Genomic DNA, 22,482 nt, shown 5'->3' with positions numbered 1-22,482 from the left:
AATCCGGCAGCCGGCGTTCAGCGGCCGCTTACTACGCGAGCGTTCTGTGTGGGCGGCGGATACGCCGGGAACACGATGGGATCGTGGCGAGCGCGAACGGCTCGCGATGGGGTGAAGGGATAGTGAAAGCGCCGTCACGCCGCGTGATCTGTACGCGGCATGACGGACATGCGCCACGCAAGCGGCACGCGTCGCGGCGCGCGCGGCCCGGCGGCCGGCACGCGCGCGCCGCTCTCACTTCAGGCCAAAGTCCACGCGCGTCGTCGCGCCTTTGTCCTTGATACCGTCGGCGTTGAGCTTCGGCGCGACGATGAACAGACGGCTGCTGTCGATCTTGCCATCCAGGTACTGCTGCACGCTTTGCGCGCGCTGCTGCGCAAGCTGACGCAGGCTCGCGTCGTCGATCGGCGCATTGGCGGCAAGCGCACCCTTCATGTCGCCCTCGGGCAGCGTCTTCGTCATGCCGATGAAGTTGCGCGGCTTCTTGAAATCGCCCGACTTGTACGCCTTCGCCAGATATTTGTCGTAATCCTGCTGATCGACGGTGACCGTCGACAGATCGACGCTCTCGCCGTTGCCCACCACGTCCTTGATCTTCTGCTGCTTGACGAGCCGGTCGACGTACTGCGTGCGCAGCGCCGGTTCGTCGACCTTCGGATCGACGCGGCCGATCAGGTCCATGCGGATCGACGGCTTGTCCGAGAGCGCCTTCACGATCGTGTCGAGCTTCTGCTTGTCGGCGTCGGTGAGCGTGGCCGAGCCCGCGTCGAACTCGACGTAGCCGAGCTCCTCGCCGTTGCCGCCGAACGCGTTGGCGATCAGCGAGAACGGCGCGGTCACCGCTTTCTCCAGCAGATTGAGCACCGCATGCCAGATCAGGCCGCCGATGCTGAACTCGGGGTTCGACAGCGAGCCCGACACCGGCAGGTTCACGTCGATCTCACCGCGCGAATTTTTCAGCAGCGAGATCGCGAAACGCACCGGCAGCTTGGTGGCCGTGTCGTTGTCGACGTGATCGCCGAACGTGAGCTGATCGATGAACAGGTGGTTGTTCGCGCTCAGTTGATCGTTGTCGAGCTTGTAGTGCAGATCGACATTGAGCTTGCCCTTCGTGATCGGATAGCCGGCATATTTCGCCGAATACGGCGTGAGGTTGGTCAGCTCGATGTCGTGCGCGGTCGCGGTCAGATCGAGCGCCGGCTTGTCGATCAGCGGATTGACGCTGCCGCGGATCGTCAGCGGGCCGTTGGCCGCGAGCTTCGCGGCGACGTCGACCGGCGCGGGGGTCGTCGATTGCGTGCCGAACGCGCCGACCGTGCCCTGAATGTCGACGAGGTTCGCCGTGTAGTTCGGCCGGATGAAGTTGTCGGTGTAGGTGACGCGGCCCTGCTGCAGCACCAGTTGCCCGAAGTGCAGCTTGACCGGATTTTGCGGCGGCGTGGCGGCCGTGACGGTCGCGGGCGTCGCCGAGGCCGCCGAGGCCACGACCGGCGCAGACGCGGCTACCGCTTCCGACGCCGCCGCCGGCGTCAGTTCCACGTGATCGGCGCCGCTCTTGTCGCGCGTGAGCGACTGCGCCTGACCGCTTTCATGCGCGACCACGTCGTTCAGGTTGAGCTTGCCTTGCGCATCGAGCAGCACGCGCCCGTAGAACTTCGAGAACGTGACGCGGCCCGCGTCGACCGTGGTGCCGTGTTCGTCGTAATCGGCCTTCAGGTTTGACAGCGCAAGCGAGCCCCAGCCCGCGAACGGGTCCGAGGTGGCCTTGTCGAGCATGCGCACGTCGACGAGCGCGACGTCGCCGCGATAGTTCGCTTTCAGCGCCTTCGCATTGGTAACGGCGAGTTCGCCGTTTGCGTTGAGCAGCGCGCTCGCGATCACCGCGTTGAGCTTGCTGCCGAAGTACGGCTCGAACGCCGCCGCGTCGAGCCGGTTCGCGTTCACCTTGACGGCGAGCTTCAGCGGCGTCGCGGTCACGTCGCCCTTCACGCCGAGCGTGCCCTTCCTGTTCAGCGTGGCTTGCAGATCGACCGGCAGCGGGTGGCTCAGGTCGTCGCTGATCTGCTGCACCTTCAGTTGCAGCGGCGCGATGCTGAGCTTGACCGGCTGCGGCGTGGTGTTGTCGGTGAAATTGGCGGTCGCGTCCTTCAGCGTCAATTCGCCGATCTTGTAGTGCCACGCTGGACCTTCTTCGGCCTGCGGCTTCTTCTCCGCGTGCACCGCGGTGCGCGGCTGCGCCGCTGCATGCGGACTGGCGAGCGATGCGAGGTTGATACTGCCGTCTTTCAGGCGCTGCGCGTCGATCGCGAGGCCGGTCGCGTCGACGCTCGTCACGTCGGCCGTGCGCGCCGCCACATCCACCTGCTTGACGGCTACGTTGCCCTGCGCAAGCGAGATCAGCGGCGCCTTGCCGTCGCGCGCCGCGAGCTTGAGCGACTGCATGTCCACCTGCGTATCGGCGACTGTCAGCGCCATCGGCGACTTCGACCAGTTCGCGTCGATATTCGTCGTCACCGAAAGCGCGCCGTCGAGCACCTGCGCCGAGGTTGCGGAGTCCAGATACGGCTGTATCGGCGGCAGCTTCAGCGACTTCAGATCGAGCTTCGCGCTGGCCGTTTTCGCCGCGAGGCCGAGCGTGCCCTCGCCGACGAGCGTGCCGCCATCCTTGAAGACGGTGTTCAGCGTGTAGTGAGCAGGCGCCGATGCGAGCGTCGAAAAATCGTTCAGCGTGACCGCGAGATTCTGCAAACCGGCATCGACCGGGCGCGGCACCGCTTCGTCGTGAACGTTGACCGTGCCGTCGTTGAGCGCGAAGTGCTTGATCGACAGATCGAGCGGTGGCGCGGCTTTTTCAGCGGCCGCGGTTTGGGTGTCGGCTGCGGCCTTGGCGCCCGAAGCCGGGGACGCCGCGCTGGCCGCCGCCGTGGCCGTCTCGTTCTGTTCGGGCGCCGGCGCGAACATGCGCTCGACGCTGAGCACGCCGTCCTTGTCGCGCGCGAGGTTCGCGTTCGGCGCATCGATGCGAATCTCGTCGAAGTGATAGACGCTCTTCAGCGGTTCGAGCGACGCAGCCGCCACGTGTACGGCATGCGCCGCGAAAAACGGCGCCTTGCCCTGATCCCGCACGTCGACGTCGTTCAAGTCGACGGTGCCCGCGACGCGCAGCGAAGGCGTCTCGTTCGACATCGCGAAGTTGAGCTTGAGATCGGTCGAGAGCTTGCCCGACTGCACGATCACCGGCAATTTGCTCGGCGCATAGGAGATCAGCTTCGGCACGTCGAGATCGTCGAAGCGCAGCGACACTTCCGATTCGCGCGACTCTGCAAACGGCTTGGTCTTGCCGTCGATTGCGAGCTGGCTGTCGCCGTCGATGCGCGCGCGCAGCAGCGGCTCGACGAAGATGTTGGTTTTCGAGGGCAGCGTCGCGATGAACGGAATGCCGAGCTTCCATTGATCGATCACGTGCTTCGTGCCGAGCAGCCGGTCGTCGAACGTGATCTGGCCGTTTTCGACGCGAATATTGGAGACGGAGAACAGCGTCGGCTTGCTGTCGGGTTTCGCGGGCTGGCTCGCGAATTTCTCGATCAGATCGCTGAAATTGAAGCGCTGCGCATCGTAGCGCACGATATGAAAACGCGGTGAATCGACCTGGACTTCATCGACGATCGGTGCAGCGCGAAACAGCGAACTCCACGACGGCTTCACGATGAGCCGCGAAATATCGACGAATTCGCCCGCGCCGCCGCGCTCGCCGATATGCACGTTATCGGCTTCGAAGCGCAGCGTGTACGGATTGAGCGCAATGCGGCCGATCGTGGCGGGCCGGTCGAGCTGCTTGCTCAACTGCTGGCTCGCGATATGGCGAATCAGCGGCGGCGCCGCGAAAAAGCCCAGCAGGCCGAATACGACGAGAAAGATCAGCAGACCTATGAGAACACGACGCGTACGACGCGACTGTGCGACTTTGCGCACGGTCTGCATGGAGGAGGCTAACGATGCTTTATTGAGGCTTGCCATGCTCGCTCTGGATGAATGCGGCGGCAAGCCCGCCGCGAAAAACAGAAATCCCGCAAGCGGCAGTATAAGTCGTGAATCAGTTGTAAGACAGTATTGTCAGAGACGGTTTGAAGATTCGCGCCGCCGATCGATGACTGTCCGGGGCCGTCTGTCCGTTGTGCAGTGCGCTGCGGACAGACGGCGGGAGACATCGATCGATGCCTCCCGGCGCGCCGCTGTCATGTTGATGACGCGCTTCATCGAGGCTTTTTGGGTTGGCCGCTTTCTGATTTTTATCGATGCTGCATTGAAATGCGTTAATGCCGTGGCTGCCGTTGCTGCCTATCGAAGAGGTCCTGCATGCGTCGTTGCCGCAGCCCTCATCGCCGCACGACCGGCGGTGGCTGCCAGCTGCCGTCGGTAGCCTGCGGCTTCGGCGCATAGAGACGCAACACGAGCTGCATATCGGCGCGCGGCGCCGGCAGCCAGTTGCCGGTCCTGCTGCGCGCCGACGACACGACCACGTCGAGCGAACCATCGCGATTGCGGCGCGCACCGTTGCGATCGCCCACCGCAAGCCGTGCCGGCGCGCCGTCGCTCAACGCGCCATCCTTCGTGTAGGCGGTGATCGACCAGAAGCCGCGCACCGGCGGCAACTGGTTCGCCGCGAAGTGCAGCACGTAGCGATTCGCGCCGTTCAACGAGTTGCCGTCGCTGTCCTGCGTGACGACCGCGCGTACTTCGTCGTCCCGGGTACCGATGCCCGGCTGCGTGCTCGCCGCGTATGCGCGCAACGCATAGTCGGGGCCGTAGTTGCCGACGCCATCGCCGAACCAGTTCCAGCCGTTCGCGCTGAGCAGATTGGACGGCGCTGCGGCAACCCGATCGCGGCCATCGGCAAGACCGGCCGCAACCGCGTCCGACGCTTTCGGCAACTGCACCGGATCACCCGGCGTCACGCCGAGGTCCGCGAGAAACTTCAGCGCGTGCGGATCGGCCGGCGTGGGCGGATTGTCCGGCAGCGCATCCGCGAGACGGCTGAAAAAACCGTTCGCGTCGAGCGCGGCCACCTGCTGCGCCGGCGTGCCGTTGGCACCCGAAGCGCCGCCGTTGCCGCGCGACAGCGCGACCGGCGCCACGCGCTCGTCGTCGCCATAGACACTCAGCGGCGCGAGACGAATCGCGTGTTGCAGCTTGCGCACCGCCTTCAGATCGCGCGTGCCGTTCGACTGGATGCGCACGCTCACCCATGCATTGCGGGTCGGCACCTCGATGCGCTTCGCGCCCTTCGGCAGTTCGCCCTGCCAGCCCGGCGTGACGAATGCGAGCGTCTGCGCGTGGATGCCTTTCGCGCCGGCCGTGCCCGCGACGAACTGCGGTCCCGTGGACCACACGACATTGGTCCACATGTCGAGCACGCGCGCGTCCATGTAACGGCCATGCGAATCGGGCAACGAGAGGATCACCGGCTCGTCGGCGACATCGAGCCAGCCGGTCGAATCGAGCGTATCGAGACCCGGTTGCGGCGGATTGGCCGCGCCGACCGGCGGCAGTGCCTGGGCATGCCGCAACGTGTTGAACGGCGCCTCGCCCGGATCGGTGCCGACCGCCGCGTCGCGCGCGGCGCTCATCAGCACGAGCGGATAACCGAATACGTAGGAATCGGCGACTTCATCCTTGATCCAGCCGGTACTCGGATGCGTCACGGATGGGGCCGACGCGCAGCCGGCCAGAAATGCGAGGCCGGCGAGCGATGCGCAGGTCCGTTGAGGCGAAAACAGTGCTTGGCGATTTTTTATCATTCTTTCAGAGTGCGGAACGTGCAGTCCTATGGGAGATGCCGGTGCGCAGCGCAAGGAACATGCGCGGTCCCCCGAAGGCCTGCGCAGCCAGTCCGCGGATTGCGACCCCGACAACATCGCGTTGTATCGTATCCTTGCTAACCAGGCAAGCAGAAAGCAGGGAATTGCGCTTGCTGCCGCGTACAGTTCATATAAACGGCACAAATGGCATTTTTGCGGTCGCCACGTTGGCGACCCGCCGCCTGCACACGCCATAGTTTTCGATTCGGTTTCGCCTTCAATTTCGATTCGCCGACACGCCTTCGCCGTTCGCATCCGGAGCGCTTCAATGTATATGCCCGCCCATTTCGAAGAGAACCGCCCAGAGGTTCTTCATCGCCTGATTGCCGAGCAGCCGTTCGGCGCGCTGATCACGAACGGCCCGCATGGGCTCGATGCGAATCATCTGCCGTTCGAGGCACAACTGATTCCCGGCGACGGCGGCAGCAATAGCGGCCACCGCAGTGACAGCGGCAACGCGGCCGGCGCGCAGCATGCATCGCGCTGCATACTGCGCGCTCATGTCGCACGCGCGAACCCGGTGTGGCAGGAAGCGGCCACCCATCCCGACGCGCTCGTGATCTTCCAGGGACCGGCCGCCTACATTTCGCCGACGTGGTATCCGAGCAAGCACGAAACGCACAGGCAGGTGCCGACCTACAACTACATGATCGTGCATGCACATGGCAGGATTGTGGTGCATGACGATGAAGCATTCGTGCGCGGCCTCGTCGCGCGGCTCACGCGCAAGATGGAAGCTGGCGAGCCGGTGCCGTGGAAAATGGGCGACGCGCCCGCCGACTTCATCGCGCAGATGCTCGGCGCGATTGTCGGCATCGAGATCGAGGTGACGCGGCTCGTCGGCAAATGGAAGCTCGGGCAAAACAAGGCGGCCGACGACCGGCGCGGCGCGGCGCAAACGCTGCTCGCGCGCGACGGCGAGCAGCAGAAGGCGGTAGGACAGGCCATGCTGGATGCACCGCCGCCGTTTTGAGCGGACGCGTTCGGTACGACTTTCCGTCATGCTTCGCGCTTCCGCGTGCAAGCCGTGCTACAGGCCATGTCGCGTTGCCGGCATGCGCGGCGCGGCCGCCGCATAATCCGTGCTTGACCTTCCTGGCATGGGAAGGTCGATACTGGATTCACGATGCGGCCCGATGCCGCCACGAACCTTGCCTGCCATGACCGCACTTGCCAACGAGCAGCGCCCCGCTGCCGCCTCTTCCTCTTCTTGCGCCACGCGCGTCGTCGAATTCGATGTCGGCGGCATGACGTGTGCGTCGTGCTCGGCGCGAGTCGAAAAAGTACTGGCGAAAATGCCGGGTGTCGTGCGCGCATCGGTCAATCTCGCGACGGAGCGTGCTCGCGTGGAAAGCGCTGTCGCAATCGAACCCGAGCAGCTTGCCGCCGCCGTGCGCAAAGCCGGCTATGACGTCACGCTCGATGTGGATGCCGATATCGCAACCACGCCAGCCGAAGCAACCACAGCAGCAGCTGCAACAGCAACTGCGACGCCGCCAGTCACCGAACTGTCGATCGGCGGAATGACCTGCGCGTCATGCGCGATGCGTGTCGAAAAGGCACTGGCGAAAGTGCCCGGCGTCGAGCGGGCGACGGTCAATCTCGCGACCGAAACCGCGACCGTTCATTCAGCGGGCGCGTCATCGGCCGATACCGAGGCGCTCATCGCCGCCGTGAAAAAAGCCGGCTACGAAGCGACACCGATCGTAGCCACAGCAATTCCCGCTCCCGGGCCCATCGCGTCGCTCACAACCGGCGCGCAAACAGCGGCACACGACACCGCCGCCCACAAGCAAACCGAAGCCCGCCGCGAACTCGCCACCGTACTCGCCGCGGCCATCCTGACGCTGCCGCTCGTCGCGCCGATGTTCGGCGAATGGTTCGGCATCCACGCGATGCTGCCGCCGTGGCTGCAATTCGTGCTCGCGTCGATCGTGCAGTTCGCGTTCGGCGCGCGCTTCTATCGCGCGGCCTATCGCGCCGTGCGCGCCCGTGCGGGCAACATGGATCTGCTCGTCGCGCTCGGCACTTCGGCGGCATACGGCATCAGCGTCTACGAACTCGCGATGCATCGCGGCGACACGATGCATCTCTACTTCGAGGCGTCGGCGGTCGTGATTACGCTCGTACGCTTCGGCAAATGGCTCGAGGCGCGCGCGAAGCGTCAGACCACCGACGCGATCCGCGCGCTCAACGCGCTGCGCCCCGAGCGCGCGCGCATCCGCGTCAATGGCGACGAGCGCGACGTGCCGCTCGCGCAGGTACGCGTCGGCGCAGTCGTGATCGTGCGGCCCGGCGAACGCATGCCGGTCGACGGCACGGTGCTCGAAGGCCGCACGCATATCGACGAATCGCTGATTACGGGCGAGAGCCTGCCGGTGCCGAAACAGACCGGCGACGCGGTCACGGCCGGCTCGATCAACGGCGAAGGCGCGCTCGTGGTGACGACCACTGCGATCGGTGCGGAGACGACGCTCGCGCGCATCATCCGCCTCGTCGAAAGCGCGCAGGCCGAGAAGGCGCCGATCCAGCGGCTCGTCGACCGCGTCAGCGAAATCTTCGTGCCGGCGATTCTCGCGATCGCCGCGTTGACGCTGATCGGCTGGCTGATCGCCGGGGCGGGCGGCGAAACCGCGCTGCTCAACGCGGTCGCCGTGCTCGTGATCGCCTGCCCGTGCGCGCTCGGACTCGCGACGCCTGCCGCGATCATGGCCGGCACCGGCGTCGCCGCGCGTCACGGCGTGCTGATCAAGGACGCGGAAGCGCTCGAAATCGCGCATCGCGTCACGGTCGTCGCGTTCGACAAAACCGGCACGCTGACGCTCGGCCAGCCGTCGATGACGGCGTTCGAGCCAGTCGACGGCATGCGCCGCAACGAAGCGCTCGCACTCGCCGCGGCGGTGCAGCGGCATAGCGATCATCCGTTGGCGCGGGCGGTCGTCGCGGCGTATGAGGCGGAAAGAGCACAGGCGGCTATCGGCAGCGCCGGCGCCGAGCCGACTGATGCGCTGGCCGCTGCGGCAAGTGCTGAGTCGAACGCTGCTGCGGCGAATTTGGCCGCGAATTCATCCGCTGGTTCTTCGGCAAGCTCGCACGCCGATCATGTCGCCAGCACGATCGACAAACCCGCCACGACGGCAGCGTTTCACGCCACCGCAGCGCGCGCCATCGCGGGCCGCGGCGTCGAAGCCGACCTCGACGGCCACACGTTCGCGCTCGGCAGCACGCGCTGGCTCGACGAACTCGGCATCGCGCCGCCGCCCGCGCTCGGCGCGCGCGCCCGCGAGCTCGAAGCCGCCGGCAACACGGTCTCGTGGCTGATGGCACGCGCGCCGCAAGCGCCGCGAGCGCTCGCGCTGATCGCGTTCGGCGACACCGTCAAACCGTCGGCGCGCGCGGCCGTCGAGCGGCTCGAACGCATGGGCATCCGCAGCGTGCTCGTCACCGGCGACAATCGCGGCAGCGCGGCGAGTGTCGCGCAGGCGCTCGGCATCGGCGAATTCCACGCCGAAGTCCTGCCCGACGACAAGGCCCGTGTGATCCGCGACCTGAAGATGCGCGACGCCGGCATCGTGGCGATGGCGGGCGACGGCATCAACGACGCGCCCGCGCTCGCCGCCGCCGACATCGGCATGGCGATGGCGACCGGCACCGACGTCGCGATGCACGCGGCCGGCGTCACGCTGATGCGCGGCGACCCGGCGCTCGTCGCCGATGCGATCGACATCTCGCGCAAGACCTGGCGCAAGATCCAGCAGAACCTGTTCTGGGCGTTCGTCTACAACCTGATCGGCATTCCGCTCGCCGCGCTCGGTCTGCTGAACCCGATGCTCGCGGGCGCGGCGATGGCGTTTTCGAGTGTGAGCGTCGTCACCAATGCGCTGTTGCTGCGCACGTGGCGCGGAGCGGCGAACCATCGGAGCGGGCGGGTGCGCTGAGCATCGCACCCGCCCGGGCATGCCGTTCGCCGGATGTGTGCCGCTCGGCCCGCGCTCGGCCCGCGCTCAGCCCAATATGCCGGCGGCGAACAGGGCAACAACGTTTCAGGCGTCAACGCCGTCACGAAAGCGCGGTTGCCGCCGCACGCATGGCACAAAGCGAACCGCCTACGCGGTCGGCCGGAACATCTGGAACATCGCGCCGATCTCGGCGTAGTCCGCGCGATAACCGGCACGCATGATCGGCTGCGCGGCATGCGTGTCGAACAGGCCGTCCTTCAGATACTGCTCGTCGATATGCACGCCGACCACCTGGCCGAGCGCCAGGTAGTTCCCCACCGGTTTGCCGTCGAGGTCGTGCAGCTCCATGATCTGCAGCAGCTTGCATTCGAGCGCGGCCGGCGACTCGCCGACGTGCGGCACCGCGACGTTGCGGCCCGGCGCGGGCGTGAGCCCGGCCAGCTGAAACTCGTCGACGTGCGACGCAACCGGCGCCGACGAACGGTTCATCTGCTCGGCGAGCGGCCGCGTGGCGAGATTCCACACGAATTCGCCGGTGGCTTCGATATTGGCCATGCTGTCCTTGCGGCCTTCGCTGCAAAAACCGATGATCGCCGGCGGTGCGGCGAACAGGCCGAAGAAGCTGTATGGCGCGAGGTTGAGCGTGCCTTCGCTATCGCGCGACGAAATCCAGCCGATCAGCCGTGGCGCGACGATGGCCTTGATCGGATCGTGAGGCAAACCGTGGCCGGCGGCGGGATCGTAAAAGTAATGAGACATGACGTAGCGTTGGGTTGGTGTGTGACAAGTTGCCTGAAAAAAACTTACTTAGCGTGAATATTGCACTAGCCGCGGCCGATCACGCGCTTACGCCCTTCCCTGACGCGCGCAAGCCGCGCTTCGTCCCACTCGTGAAAGCCCGCGCCGCTGCGCACGCCGACCCGCCCAGCGTCGACCTGCGCGCGCAGCAGATCGATCACGTCCTCGTCCTTCGCGAGCTGCGGCATCAGATGCGAGGCAATGTCGACGAAAGTGTCGAGCCCGCCCATGTCCGCGCTCTCGAACGGACCGACGATCCCCCAGCGGCGTCCGAGCGAGGCCTTCATCACGCGGTCGACCACCTCGGGCGTCGCCGCCCCCGACCGGACGATGTTCAGCGCCTCGCGCAGCACCGCGAACTGCAGCCGGTTGCCGACGAAACCCGGAATCGCCTTCGCGAGCACGACCGGCTCCATGCCGATCGCGCTCATCAGTTCGGCGGTCCGCTGCGTGACTTCGGGCGCGGTCGCGCTGCCGGGCACGACCTCGACGAGCGGAATCATGTGCGGCGGGTTCCAGAAATGCGCGATCACGAAGCGCTCCTTCGCGCGCAGCGGCGTGGCGAGCCGATCGGGCGGGAAGCCGCTCGTGTTGCTCGCGAGAATCGCGTCCGCGGCAAGCAGATCGGTCAGCGTCGCATAAAGGCGATGCTTCAGTTCGAGCACCTCGGGAATCGCCTCGATCACGAATTGCGCCGACGCCATCGCATCGAGTTGCGCGTGCGTTTCGATGCGCGCGAGCGCCGCCTGTTTGTCCGCATGGCCGATGCGGCCCGCATCGATCAATTCGTCGAGCACCGCTTCCGCTTTCGGCGCGACGCTCGCGAGACGCGCCGGGTCGACGTCGTGCACGATTGTCCGGTATCCATGCAATGCGCTCTGCGTCGCGATGCCGACACCCATCAGGCCCGTGCCCACCACGCCTATCGCTGCGTTCTGCGTTGCGTTGTCCACATGCGCTCCTGCTGCCGTCGATGAAAGCTCCGAAGCATAGCGCAGCATGCGCAAAACGCACGCCCAGATGCGCCGAAGCCGGCCTTCCCGCGAGGGAAAGGCCGGCTTCGTGGACTCACGCCGCGAGAGGCGGCGCCGTCATGCCTGCATTAATAGTGGCGCGGGGGCGGCGGACGATGATCGTCGCGGTGATGCGGATCGTAGTCGTGCGGATGATGGCGCATCCAGTCGTCGTGCGCCCAGTAGCGATGGCCGTCCCAATAGCGGTCGCCATGCCAGCCGATGTTGATCGACACGCCCACCGGCACCATGTGCGGCTGGCCGTAGACGACCGGCGCCGGGCCGTTCTGGATGTACATGTGATCCTGGGCGAATGCGCTGCCGGCTGCGAGCAGTGCGCCACCGGCGAGCAGCGTTGCGATAACCGAGCGCGATGCCTTGCTGAAAGTTTTCATGATGACCTCCCGTCAAAGTTTTATTCAAGCCAGCGTCCGTGCTGTTCGGCTTGCCCATTCGGGATCGATTGGGTTCGAACCAGACGCCGTACGCTTGAGAGGCACTTTAGCGGCCCGCGGCGCATGAAGACGTGAGCACTTGTAAGCGCGCATTTCTTAGATAGGGACGGATGACTCAGGGCGATTTTCGCTTTCGAGCCCCGTTCACCAAGGCTTACAGCCCGATTCCTCAACGCGGCCCGGCGAATCGGTGTGAGCGGCCGTTACATTCATTTCGCCGGAGAAATATTTCGTAAGGACGAGAGCGCCCGCAACGTCGCCCGCACGGCATGGCGGCTCAAAAACAAAAAGCCACGATTCGCTGATGCGAACAGTGGCTTCATTGAGATGCGCACCCGAAGTGCGCGCCCCGGCACGTTATGTTTGCGCCTGAGACGGTGAGGCAGCTTTTAGTCGGTCAGCTTGATGCCGAACAGCGTAGCTTGCGTGCGGCGCACACGGTCCGCTTCGCGGCTGCGCGCTTCGTACGAGTACTCCGCATCCAGCGGCAGATGGGGCGACGCAAAGAGGTCGCTGACCTTTTGGAACAGTGCAAAGATGAAGCTCATGGCGACTCCCGGTTAGTGACTGCGTTTCTAGGGTTTTCCCTTATGCGTAACTATAGGGTTTTCCCCAATAAAAAGCTAGTGCAACGCAGCATTTTTTCGGTGTGGCGCGATGTCACGGCCTGTTTCGGTCATGATGCGTTGCATCAGGACAACGTCCCCGATTTAACGTTTGGGCGGTTTGGGGCGTGTTTGCGGTTAAACAGGTGACCGCTGGAAGGTTGCGGGCGCGCGGCGGGCAAGGGAACGAGTCGCCGCCTGGACAAGCGGCGCCGCGGTGTGAGTTTCGGGTGAGCACTTCGCCTCGGAGCCGCCTCGGGCACGGGCGATGGGGCCATCATGAAGCGCCGGCGCGCCCGCCTTGCACGGCGCGGCGGCGAGAATCATCAGTGCGTCGGGGCGGGTGCCTTCGCCCGGTGGCCGTGCGGCGGGCGGACGCTGTGCCGGCCATGAGCCGTCTGCGTCGCGGCGACCTGCTGGGGTGCAGCCGGTGCCGTGGCCGCTGGCGCTGACGGGGCGGTGGCCGCGGCCACCGCCGTATGCGCGTCGAGCAGGCTGACCATCGCCGCCTGCTGGTTCTGCATCATCTGCTCGATGCGCTGCTGCTGCGCCGTGGTTTCGCGCGTCAGGCGCATCAGCAGCAGCGTTTGCGCAACGCCGATCGCAACCGTCACGAGCAGCGCGCCGACCACGATCGACAGCATCCATTTCATACGGCGCGAATGATCGGTCGCGGCGCGGCGCTGATCGGCGATCACGCCGTAAAGCGCATCGACGGTATCGGCAAAGGCGGTCGCCCGCGCGCGATCGAGTTCCGGCTCGGCGCGATGTGCGTCGCGCCACGGTGTGGCGAAGGCGGCGGGAGTGTCGAGCGACGCGGGTGCGGGTGCGGGTGCGGGTGCGGGTGCGGGTGCGGGTGCGGGTGCGGGTGCGACAGTAGACGCGGCAGCCGAAGGCTTGTTCGGCTGCACATCGCGCTGATCCGTGAAAACGGTGGAATCGACCGCAGCAACGAATGCGTCACGCGCTTGAGCCGAAACGTCCACAGCGGATTGACTTGTGGTGTTCGCGCCCGCGTGACTGTCAGGTGCCTCGCGCGAAGCCACCGCGGCCTTCGTGGACGTCGCGGCAAAACGCTGCGACGGCTTGCCGCCGCCCACGGCCGGCGCGGTGCCCGAACCCGCCGCGGCTCCTGCTTCCGTCGCCTGACGCAGCGCGGTCACGCTGCGCGCGACGGTAGCCGCCATCGTCGAGGCAAGCGGCGCGGACTGTTCGCGCGCGGCTGCGGCGGCTGAGTTGCCGGCAGTCGCATCGGCTTCCGGCGCCGCTTCGCCTGAAGCACCCGAGGCCTTCGACTCCTCCGCAGCCCCCACCGCATCCACCCCACCGCCCGCTACCTCACCCGCCGGCACAACCGCCACTCCCGGCTGCGGCTCGATATCGAACCCGCTCAACTGCGCATTGACCGGCTCCGCCACATCGGCCTTCGCCGCACGCGGCGCGCGGCGCGCCGCCTTGTCGGGCGATGCGTTGTCGTCGAGCGCACCGACGGCCTGCAACACCACGTCGGGCAGCTCGAAACCATGCAGCGTGCCCTGGCGAATGTCGATATTCATCGCTTCGAGCCGCGCGCGGGTCGGATCGTCGGGGAACAGGTCGAGCGTGCTGTCGTCTCGCGCCGCGCCGCTCAGTTGCGCGAGGCGTTGTGCCGAGCGCGCCGCGCGCGCCAGCTTGTTTTCGGTTTCGGTGGAGACGGCGCCCTGCCGCTGCTTCTTCGAAGCAGCGCGCCTGGGCTTGGACTGCGGGGATGCTACTGAATCTGCCATAGAGAAAAAAGCGGTCGTCGCCGGGAACGGGGCGCCGGATACCGCTCGTCATTGCCATTGGAATTTTTAGACCCCGCATTGTCGCACGGCGCTCCGCCCGTGCCGAAGCCATTCGCCGACGATTTGCGCCGCTTCCGCCCATCCCCCATCTCACGACGCCTCACGGAAAATCACGCCGAATCACAACGCCGTATTACAACACCGCGTCACGACGTCGCGTCATCCTGGCGAAACTGCCTCACACCGTGCAGTTGCCGCAAGCGTGCGCAGATCGAGTCGTATTCCACATTCGACACGCGGTGCAGCGTAATCATCACCTCGTCGCACTCGGGCGCGTCATCGCTCTGCTGCATCACGAACTGCTTGACGCGCGGGCTGGCGGCGCCGAGTTCGTCGTGCAGCGAGTGAAACGTGAGCGCGCCGCGCTCGACGATCATCGTCAGTTGGCGGCGCTGCTTGGCCGTGATGAAGCGCCGCTCGAGCGGCTTGATACCGGCGAGGATGATCAGAATGATGATCGCCGCGGCAATCGACGCCGTGTACAGCCCGCCGCCGACCGCAAGCCCGATCGCCGCGACCGACCACAGGCTCGCCGCGGTGGTCAGCCCGCGCACGATCTCGCCGCGCAGCAGAATCGAGCCCGCGCCGAGAAAGCCGATGCCCGACACGACCTGGGCGGCCATCCGCGACGGATCGAGCACGACGTGTTCACCCTGCAGCACTTCGGCGAAGCCATACGCGGACACGATCATGATGAGCGCCGAGCCGACGCAGACCAGCATATGCGTGCGCAGTCCCGCTGCCCACGAAAGCCGCTCGCGCTCGAAGCCGATCACGCTGCCGAGCGCCGCGGCCAACACGAGACGGGAGACCAGTTCGAGATTGCCAAGCATGGTTGTTCCTCCTTATCTGAAATGAGCGCGGGGCCGCTCGCTTCGCTCATGCTTCATCGCGCGGCTTCATGCCCCTTTCGCGGTCCACCTCGCACGCGAACTCCGCATCGCGCATGCGTCGTGCATGTCACAGACTCATGCCGACGTCCGTGCCAGCGCGAGACGTTTGCTTTATGCTAAGCCGCACATTGGCGCGCCCGAGCCGCTGCCTTGAATCGCTGTCCTGAATCACTGCCTTGCATCGCCGCCCTCAACGCCACGCCGAAACGCCGCACCCGCCCCATCCGCCTATGCCGAGCCCGACCCCGCCCTTCGCCACGACCACCACCGCCACGACAGCGACCGCGCTGCGCGGGCACTTCGCGAACGTGGTGCTGCCGATGTGGCGCGGCTCCGGCTTCAACACCACCCTGAAGCTGCCGTACGAAGCGCTCGACGCCGGCGATCATCGGCCGCTGCCCGCGCAGCGCTATCGGGCAATGGCCTGCGCGCGACAGTTGTTCACGTTTGCGCAGGCGGGCGACATGGAGCATGCGCGCGTGCTGTTCGATTCGCTGAAGCACACCTTTCAGGACACCGACCACGGCGGATGGTTCTACAGCGTCGATGCGCTCGGTGTGCCGCTCGACACCACCAAGGACCTCTACACGCACGCGTTCGTCATCTTCGCGTGCGCCGAATACGGCCGGCGCTCCGGCAATCGCGACGCGCTCGCGCTCGTACACGGCACGACCGCGCTGATCCAGTCGAACTTCGCGGCCGACGACGGTCTGTTCAACGCCGCGCTCAGTGTCGACTTCTCGAAAGTCACCGGCACGCCGCTGCAAAATCCGCTGATGCACCTGACCGAAGCGTGGCTCGCCGCCTGCGAGGCTACCCACGACAACGCCTTCGGCGCCGCGTTGCGCCGCCTGGCCGGCGCGGTCGCGCGGCATTTCGTGCATGCGCCGAGCGGCTGCATCGCCGAATTGCCGATCGGCGCAAGCGACAACCGCCTCGAGCCGGGGCATCAGTTCGAATGGTTCTGGCTGGTCAGGCAGGCGGGCAGCCTCGTCGACGGGACGGGCCTCGCCGAAGCGCTCGCGCGCGCCTTTACCTTTGCGCGGCAGCACGGCGTGGACCCGCACAGCGGCGGCGTATGCGCCGCGCTCGACGAAGCCGGCCATATCAAGGACGCGACCGAGCGGATCTGGGCGCAAACGGAATATCTGCGCGCGCTCGCCTGTCACGACGACCCGGCCGTGCGCGCCGCGTTACCGCAACAGATTGCGCTCTTCGCGCAACGGTTTTTGCATTCGCGCGGCTGGTTCGAATGCAAAACATCCTCAGGCGAAGTGGCGCGCGCGGACATGCCGTCGACCACGCCGTATCACCTCGCCACGGCGTACGCGGCACTGCCCGCCGCCGCGGAATCGGCAACGCTGTCTTAGGCGAAATTGAAAGACAATAGACGAAGATAGCCGGCCGAACCAATCATCCGGAGACAAACGTCTTTGGCTGAAAAAACGCGCTGCCGCTCTTCACAGGAAGTGGCCGCAAGCCGGTCTCGCTGGTTTACCCTGACGACAAAACAATGCCTTTCGAAGGCTTTTCGGGCGTCAAAAAATATCAGAACCGGGGAATACCCGGATACGGGTTGATTGGCGTCCGTCATAAAGACGTGATACAACTCTCCCCTCGCGCTTTGCCTCACGTCGAGGGATAACGAACGCGAATGCAACACACAACATTTATTGGATCAAAAATGGCAACAGGTACTGTTAAGTGGTTTAACGATGCAAAGGGCTTTGGCTTCATCACCCCGGACGACGGCGGCGAAGACCTGTTTGCACACTTCTCGGAAATCCAGTCATCGGGCTTCAAGTCCCTGCAGGAAAACCAGAAAGTGACGTTCGAAGTCAAGCAAGGCCCGAAGGGCAAGCAAGCTGCGAACATCCAGTCGGCCTAAGTACTTCCGTACTGTCAGGACGACCTGGATAGCGCGCATAGGTGCCTTTTCCGGCGCCTGCCGCATCTAATGCAAAATGGCTCGCTTTCGCGGGCCATTTTCTTTTTGATGCTTTTTCGATGCGCTTTTCAATACCTGCTTTTCAAAGCGCTACCGCATTAAATCGCATGCATTGCGCTTAATCCGAATTCCGCATTCGCGGCCGGCATCGCGCCCGGCTGTTGCGTGCGCAACACAGTTTCCGAAATTTCGAACACCGAGACGGCCTGCTTCAACTGCTGCGTCTGCTGATGCAGCGAAGCCGCCGCCGCCGCGGCCTCTTCGACGAGCGCCGCGTTCTGCTGGGTCATTTCGTCCATCTGCACGACCGCCTGGTTCACCTGCTCGATGCCGGTGCTCTGTTCGAGCGACGACGCGCTGATCTCCGCCATCATCTGCGTGACGCGCGAGATCGACGCCGACACGTGGCTCATCGCCTCGCCGGCGCGCTCGACGAGCGCCGAGCCGCCCTGAATCTCGGCAACCGACTCGCTGATCAGCGTCTTGATTTCCTTCGCCGACTGCGCGCTGCGCTGCGCGAGTCCGCGCACCTCGCCGGCCACGACCGCGAAGCCGCGGCCCTGCTCGCCCGCGCGCGCGGCTTCCACCGCCGCGTTCAGCGCGAGGATGTTGGTCTGGAAGGCGATGCCGTCGATCACCGAGATGATTTCGGCGATCCGGTCCGAGCTTTGCGCGATGCCGCGCATCTTGTCGACCACCTGGTTGACCACCTCGCTGCCGCGCGAGGTCGCGTCGAGCGCGGTCTCGGCAAGCGCGTTCGCTTCGCGCGCGTGATCCGCGTTCTGGTGCACGGTCGCGGTCAGTTCTTCCATGCTCGACGCGGTTTCCTCGAGCGAAGCGGCCTGGTTTTCGGTGCGCGCCGACAGATCGGCGTTGCCGGTGGCGATTTCGTCGGCGCCGATATGGATCGAGTCGGCCGATTCGCGCACGCTCTGCACGGTGCGCGCGACGCTCGCCTGCATCGCCGCGAGGCCCGAGAACAGGCGGCCGATCTCGTTGGTGCCGCGCGCGGCGATCGGCTGGTCGAGACGCCCTTGCGCGATGCGCTCGAAGTGGCGGCCCGCCTCTTCGAGCGGCGCGACGACACCGCGGCGCAGCGCCGCGTAGACCGCCAGCGTGCCGCTCACGAGCACGAGCAGGATCACGACGCTGACGATGCGAAACGCCGCCATGCGCGCATCGATCGAATCGAGCGACGCGCGGCTCGCGGCGTCGCCGAATTGCACGAAGTTGCGCACTTCCGTCAGGTAGGTGTCCTGGAACGACTGCGTCGGCTGATCGAGGAAGGCCTGCAGGTTGTTCGAATCGAGGTCCTGCGCCAATTCGGCGAGCGCGTCGTGCAGCTTCTTGTAGCGTTCGGCGAGTGCGGCGGCGCGCGCGGTGTTTTCGCCGCTGGTTTTCTGCGCGCCCGTGAACGCCGCGAACGACTGCTCGGCGGCGGTAAGCTGCTCGCGCGCATGCTGCACGATGTCGGTCGGCTCGGTGCCGCCGCGCGCCATGCGCGTGCCGGCGCGCGACAGGTTGATGCGCACGTCCATCAGACGCTGCGTCGTCTGGTTGACCGCATTCACCTGTTTCAGCGCGATGTTCGAAAGCTCGCCGACGTCGTCGTGCGAACGCGTCAACGACCAGAAGCCGAGACCCACCGTGACGAGCTGGAATACGCAGAACGCGACCAGAACACTTAAGAGGCCGGATGCGACCTTGATCTTGCTGAACATCGTGGACACCTGAAGGGCAAAGGGTGACGAGGAATACACCAGGGTTTACGGCAAGCTGACGCGCAACTTGAGGCCAAGTTCAGCAAACAGCGCGCTATGTCCACGGTTCATCGGCGATCGTCGAAATTAGAGTCGTTTTGCGCAACAATGCAGCATGTATTTTGCGAAATCGCCTTGACGCGGTGCAGCCACGCTTCCTAGAGTGGGTAGGGACCGCGCGGAGTACGCCGCCGCGGATGCCCGCACGGGCCTTCCCCAAGGAACGACGATGACCGACCTTCTCGACCGGGCGCGCGGCGCACTGCACGCCCAGCCGTTCAGCATGCTGCTCGGCGCGGAATTGATGCACGCCGACGGCAACGAACTCACGCTGAGTCTGCCGATTCGCGATGAGCTGAGGCAGCAGCATGGCTTCGTGCACGGCGGCGTCATCAGCTATCTCGCCGATAACGCGCTGACCTTCGCGGGCGCGCTGTCGCTCGGCCCGAAAGTCGTGACCGGCGAATACAAGATCAACTATCTGCGCCCGGCGGTGAACGGCATACTGATCGCGCGCGCGAGCGTGATTTATGCGGGCCGGCATCAGGCGACCTGCCAGTGCAGCGTGTTCGTGATGGACGGGAATCGCGAAAAGCTCGTCGCGGTCGCACAGGGAACGGTGAATCGGATCGGCCAGAATGGGGACGACGTGCCGGCGGGGTAGCCAGCCGTACCGCGCGTGGCGCAAAGCGCCGGCTGAAGTGGAGATGCATACGAAAAAAAGCCGTTCCCGTAAAAGGGAACGGCTTTTTTGCTGGCCGCGGCATCCGCGCGCCGAAACCGACGCGCGCCCGGCCTTCGAGCGTCGTGCGGCTTATTCCGCCGCGTAAGTCTTCTGCGTCTGCTCGCCGAGACCCTCGATACCGAGGCTCACCGTCTGCCCCGGCTTCAGGAACACCGGGTTCGGCTTCACGCCCATGCCGACGCCCGGCGGCGTGCCGGTCGAGATCACATCGCCCGGTTGCAGGCTCATGCACTGCGACACGTACGACACCAGTTGCGCGACGCCGAACACCATCGTCTTCGTGCTGCCGTTCTGGTAGCGATGGCCGTCCACTTCGAGCCACATGCTCAGGTTCTGCGGATCGGCGACTTCATCGCGCGTGACGATCCACGGGCCGATCGGGCCGAACGTGTCGAAGCCCTTGCCCTTGTCCCACGTGCCGCCGCGCTCGATCTGCCATTCGCGTTCCGACACGTCGTTGATGATGCAATAGCCGGCCACGTAGTCGAGCGCGTTCGCTTCGTCGACATACTTCGCCGCCTTGCCGATCACGACGCCGAGTTCGACTTCCCAGTCGGTCTTCTTCGAGCCGCGCGGAATTTCGATGTCGTCGTTCGGGCCGCTGATCGCGCTCGTCCACTTGTTGAAGATGACCGGCTCGGTCGGCACCGGCAGATTCGATTCCGCCGCGTGATCCGCGTAATTGAGCCCGATGCAGATGAATTTGCCGATCTTGCCGACGCACGGACCCATGCGCGGATTGCCTTCGACGACCGGCAACGTGGCCGGATCGAGCGCGCGCAGTGTCGCGAGGCTTGCGTCGCTGAGCGCTGTGCCGTCGATATCGGCGACCACCTTCGACAGGTCGCGAATCTTGCCTTGCGCATCGAGCAGGCCCGGCTTTTCCTGGCCTTTCGGCCCATAACGAAGCAGTTTCATCGTTGCACTTCCCTTTACGTTCAGTAGTGTTGCGTCAATCAGGCAGAATCAGTTCGACCAGCCGCCGTCGATCACATGGGCCTGGCCCGTCGTGAAGGACGACTCGTCGGACGCGAGATACAGCGCCAGCGCGGCGATTTCTTCCGGCTTGCCGATGCGGCCCATCGGCTGGCGCGCGACGAAAGCGGCCTGCACCGCGTCGAGCGTCGCGCCCTGCGCCTGAGCCTGCGCGGCGATTCGCTGTTCGAGCGACGGCGAGGACACCGTGCCCGGGCAAATCGCGTTACAGCGTACACCACGCGTGACGAAGTCCGCGGCGACGGCCTTCGTGAGCCCGATCACCGCGGCCTTCGACGCGCCGTACGCGAAGCGGTTCGGCACGCCCTTCACGCTCGACGCCGCCGACGACATGTTGATGATCGAGCCGGCGCCCTTCTCCAGCATGCCCGGCAGGAACGCGCGGATCATCCGGTACATCGCCTTCGCGTTGAGGTCGAACGCGAAGTCCCAGTCTTCCTCGCTGCATTCGAGGATGTTGCCCGCATGCACGAAGCCCGCGCAGTTGAACAGCACGTCGACCGTGCCGACCTCGGCGGCGAGCGCCTTGATCGCCGCGCCGTCGAGCACGTCGAGCTTGCGCGCCTCGACCGGTTTGCCCGCGAGTCCGTCGATGCGGATGTCGGTGGCGATCACGCGCGCGCCTTCGCGCGCGAACAGTTCGGCGGTGGCGAGACCGATGCCTTGTCCCGCCGCGGTGATCAGGGCCGTTTTGCCGGCCAGTCTTTGTGTCATCTACGACTCCAGTTGGGTGGGCTGCTAACGTTGCTGAGTTTCCTGAATGGTCTGAATGGTCTGGGGTTGCCGGCGCTCAGAGCCGGTAAAACGCGGCGGCGTTCTCGCCGAATACGGCGTTGCGCTCGGCATCGCTCAACGACGCCAGCAGCGTGGCCGCCACCGAATGCCAGAGCAGATAGTCGCCGTTCAGTTCGAGCACCGGCCAGTCGCTGCCCCACATCAGACGCGCGGGGCCGAACGCATCCAGCAGATGCTCGACGTAGGGCCGCAGCGTGTCCTCGGTCCAGCCCGGCGACGCCTCGGTCGCGAGCCCCGAGAGCTTGCAGTGCACCTGAGGCAGCGCGGCGAGACGCGTGATCGCATCGCGCCACGCCTGATAGCCCGCCTGGCCGTAACGGATCGGCGGCTTCGCGCCATGATCGACGACGATGCGCAGCGCCGGAAAACGCTGCGCGAAGGTTTCGACGTACTGGACATGGCGCGTGTAGATCAGCGCATCGAAGGCGAGATCGTGCGCGATCAGCGCGTCGACGGCAGGCGCGAGATCGGGGTTCGCGATCCAGCTGTCGTCGGGATGGTCCTGCAACATCGGCCGCACGCCCTTGAACTTCGGCTCGCGCGCGAGCGCCCCGATCAGGTCGGGCGCGTTCGGCAGCAGCAGCGGCACCCAGCCGACCACGCCGGCGATCGACGGCTCGTGCCGCGCAAGGTCGAGCAGATAGCGCGTTTCGTCGAGCGTGGGCGCCGCCTGCACGACCACGGTCCGCTCGACGCCCGCCTGCTCGCGCAGCGGCCGCAGATCCGCGGGGCCGAACGGCCGGTAGAGAATTTTCAGCTCCGGCGTGAGCCACTCGTAGTCGCCACGCGCAGGGTCCCAGTAATGCTGGTGAGCGTCGATCGGCATGATCC

At 65.6% G+C, this 22,482-nt stretch carries 17 protein-coding genes; 5 read left to right on the top strand and 12 right to left on the bottom strand.

What is annotated here, in order from left to right:
* Nucleotides 1–234: 234 nt before the first annotated feature.
* Nucleotides 235–4,017, bottom strand: coding sequence for a DUF748 domain-containing protein (locus F3J19_RS06685; RefSeq protein WP_167039039.1), 3,783 nt, complete (start codon nucleotides 4,015–4,017; stop codon nucleotides 235–237).
* Nucleotides 4,018–4,376: 359 nt separating this feature from the next.
* Nucleotides 4,377–5,798 (bottom strand): DUF1254 domain-containing protein, encoded by a 1,422-nt coding sequence (locus F3J19_RS06680; protein WP_167039037.1) that lies wholly within the window; start codon nucleotides 5,796–5,798, stop codon nucleotides 4,377–4,379.
* A gap of 328 nt (nucleotides 5,799–6,126) precedes the next feature.
* Here F3J19_RS06680 and F3J19_RS06675 point away from each other — a divergent pair, with 328 nt between their 5' ends.
* Both F3J19_RS06675 and F3J19_RS06670 read left to right on the top strand, forming a co-directional pair.
* Nucleotides 6,127–6,831: an FMN-binding negative transcriptional regulator gene (locus tag F3J19_RS06675; protein WP_167039035.1), complete on the top strand. Its 705-nt coding sequence runs from the start codon at nucleotides 6,127–6,129 to the stop codon at nucleotides 6,829–6,831.
* 187 nt (nucleotides 6,832–7,018) lie between these two features.
* Nucleotides 7,019–9,796, top strand: coding sequence for a heavy metal translocating P-type ATPase (locus tag F3J19_RS06670; protein WP_167039033.1), 2,778 nt, complete (start codon nucleotides 7,019–7,021; stop codon nucleotides 9,794–9,796).
* A gap of 168 nt (nucleotides 9,797–9,964) precedes the next feature.
* Here the strand turns inward: F3J19_RS06670 and F3J19_RS06665 are convergent, their stop codons facing one another.
* From F3J19_RS06665 to F3J19_RS06640, 6 genes are all read right to left on the bottom strand, one after another.
* The gene (locus F3J19_RS06665; protein ID WP_167039031.1) at nucleotides 9,965–10,576 is read right to left on the bottom strand and encodes a flavin reductase family protein; all 612 of its coding nucleotides are present in this window, start codon (nucleotides 10,574–10,576) and stop codon (nucleotides 9,965–9,967) included.
* Nucleotides 10,577–10,641: 65 nt separating this feature from the next.
* On the bottom strand, nucleotides 10,642–11,517 hold the full coding sequence (locus tag F3J19_RS06660) for a 3-hydroxyacyl-CoA dehydrogenase family protein (RefSeq protein WP_240158785.1): 876 nt from the start codon (nucleotides 11,515–11,517) through the stop codon (nucleotides 10,642–10,644).
* A 200-nt stretch (nucleotides 11,518–11,717) separates the two neighbouring features.
* Nucleotides 11,718–12,023 carry a hypothetical protein gene (locus F3J19_RS06655; protein WP_167039027.1) on the bottom strand — a complete coding sequence of 102 codons (306 nt, stop codon included), beginning with the start codon at nucleotides 12,021–12,023 and terminating at the stop codon, nucleotides 11,718–11,720.
* Nucleotides 12,024–12,472: 449 nt separating this feature from the next.
* Entirely contained in the window at nucleotides 12,473–12,631 is a 159-nt protein-coding gene (locus F3J19_RS06650) for a hypothetical protein (RefSeq protein ID WP_167039025.1), read from the bottom strand.
* 383 nt (nucleotides 12,632–13,014) lie between these two features.
* Complete coding sequence (locus F3J19_RS06645; protein ID WP_167039023.1) at nucleotides 13,015–14,454, bottom strand: hypothetical protein; 1,440 nt, start codon at nucleotides 14,452–14,454, stop codon at nucleotides 13,015–13,017.
* Nucleotides 14,455–14,660: 206 nt separating this feature from the next.
* On the bottom strand, nucleotides 14,661–15,347 hold the full coding sequence (locus tag F3J19_RS06640; protein WP_167039020.1) for an MgtC/SapB family protein: 687 nt from the start codon (nucleotides 15,345–15,347) through the stop codon (nucleotides 14,661–14,663).
* A gap of 290 nt (nucleotides 15,348–15,637) precedes the next feature.
* Here F3J19_RS06640 and F3J19_RS06635 point away from each other — a divergent pair, with 290 nt between their 5' ends.
* Both F3J19_RS06635 and F3J19_RS06630 read left to right on the top strand, forming a co-directional pair.
* The gene (locus F3J19_RS06635) at nucleotides 15,638–16,777 is read left to right on the top strand and encodes an AGE family epimerase/isomerase (protein ID WP_167039018.1); all 1,140 of its coding nucleotides are present in this window, start codon (nucleotides 15,638–15,640) and stop codon (nucleotides 16,775–16,777) included.
* A 314-nt stretch (nucleotides 16,778–17,091) separates the two neighbouring features.
* On the top strand, nucleotides 17,092–17,295 hold the full coding sequence (locus tag F3J19_RS06630) for a cold-shock protein (RefSeq protein WP_167039016.1): 204 nt from the start codon (nucleotides 17,092–17,094) through the stop codon (nucleotides 17,293–17,295).
* Between the two features lie 158 nt (nucleotides 17,296–17,453).
* Here the strand turns inward: F3J19_RS06630 and F3J19_RS06625 are convergent, their stop codons facing one another.
* Entirely contained in the window at nucleotides 17,454–19,076 is a 1,623-nt protein-coding gene (locus F3J19_RS06625; RefSeq protein WP_167039014.1) for a methyl-accepting chemotaxis protein, read from the bottom strand.
* A 268-nt stretch (nucleotides 19,077–19,344) separates the two neighbouring features.
* On the opposite strand from F3J19_RS06625, the gene F3J19_RS06620 reads away from it, so the two are divergent.
* Nucleotides 19,345–19,779, top strand: a complete 435-nt coding sequence (locus F3J19_RS06620) for a PaaI family thioesterase (protein ID WP_167039012.1) — start codon at nucleotides 19,345–19,347, stop codon at nucleotides 19,777–19,779.
* Between the two features lie 150 nt (nucleotides 19,780–19,929).
* Here the strand turns inward: F3J19_RS06620 and F3J19_RS06615 are convergent, their stop codons facing one another.
* The 3 genes from F3J19_RS06615 to F3J19_RS06605 all read right to left on the bottom strand — a co-directional run bounded on the left by F3J19_RS06615 (nucleotide 19,930) and on the right by F3J19_RS06605 (nucleotide 22,477).
* Nucleotides 19,930–20,778: an ureidoglycolate lyase gene (locus tag F3J19_RS06615; RefSeq protein WP_167039010.1), complete on the bottom strand. Its 849-nt coding sequence runs from the start codon at nucleotides 20,776–20,778 to the stop codon at nucleotides 19,930–19,932.
* Between the two features lie 48 nt (nucleotides 20,779–20,826).
* Nucleotides 20,827–21,570 (bottom strand): SDR family oxidoreductase, encoded by a 744-nt coding sequence (locus F3J19_RS06610; protein WP_167039008.1) that lies wholly within the window; start codon nucleotides 21,568–21,570, stop codon nucleotides 20,827–20,829.
* 76 nt (nucleotides 21,571–21,646) lie between these two features.
* Complete coding sequence (locus F3J19_RS06605; protein WP_167039006.1) at nucleotides 21,647–22,477, bottom strand: amidohydrolase family protein; 831 nt, start codon at nucleotides 22,475–22,477, stop codon at nucleotides 21,647–21,649.
* Nucleotides 22,478–22,482 lie beyond the last annotated feature (5 nt).

Source organism: Burkholderia sp. Ax-1724, assembly GCF_011752995.1.
Lineage (GTDB): Bacteria > Pseudomonadota > Gammaproteobacteria > Burkholderiales > Burkholderiaceae > Paraburkholderia.
This window is presented reverse-complemented; position numbering and strand designations above follow the sequence as displayed.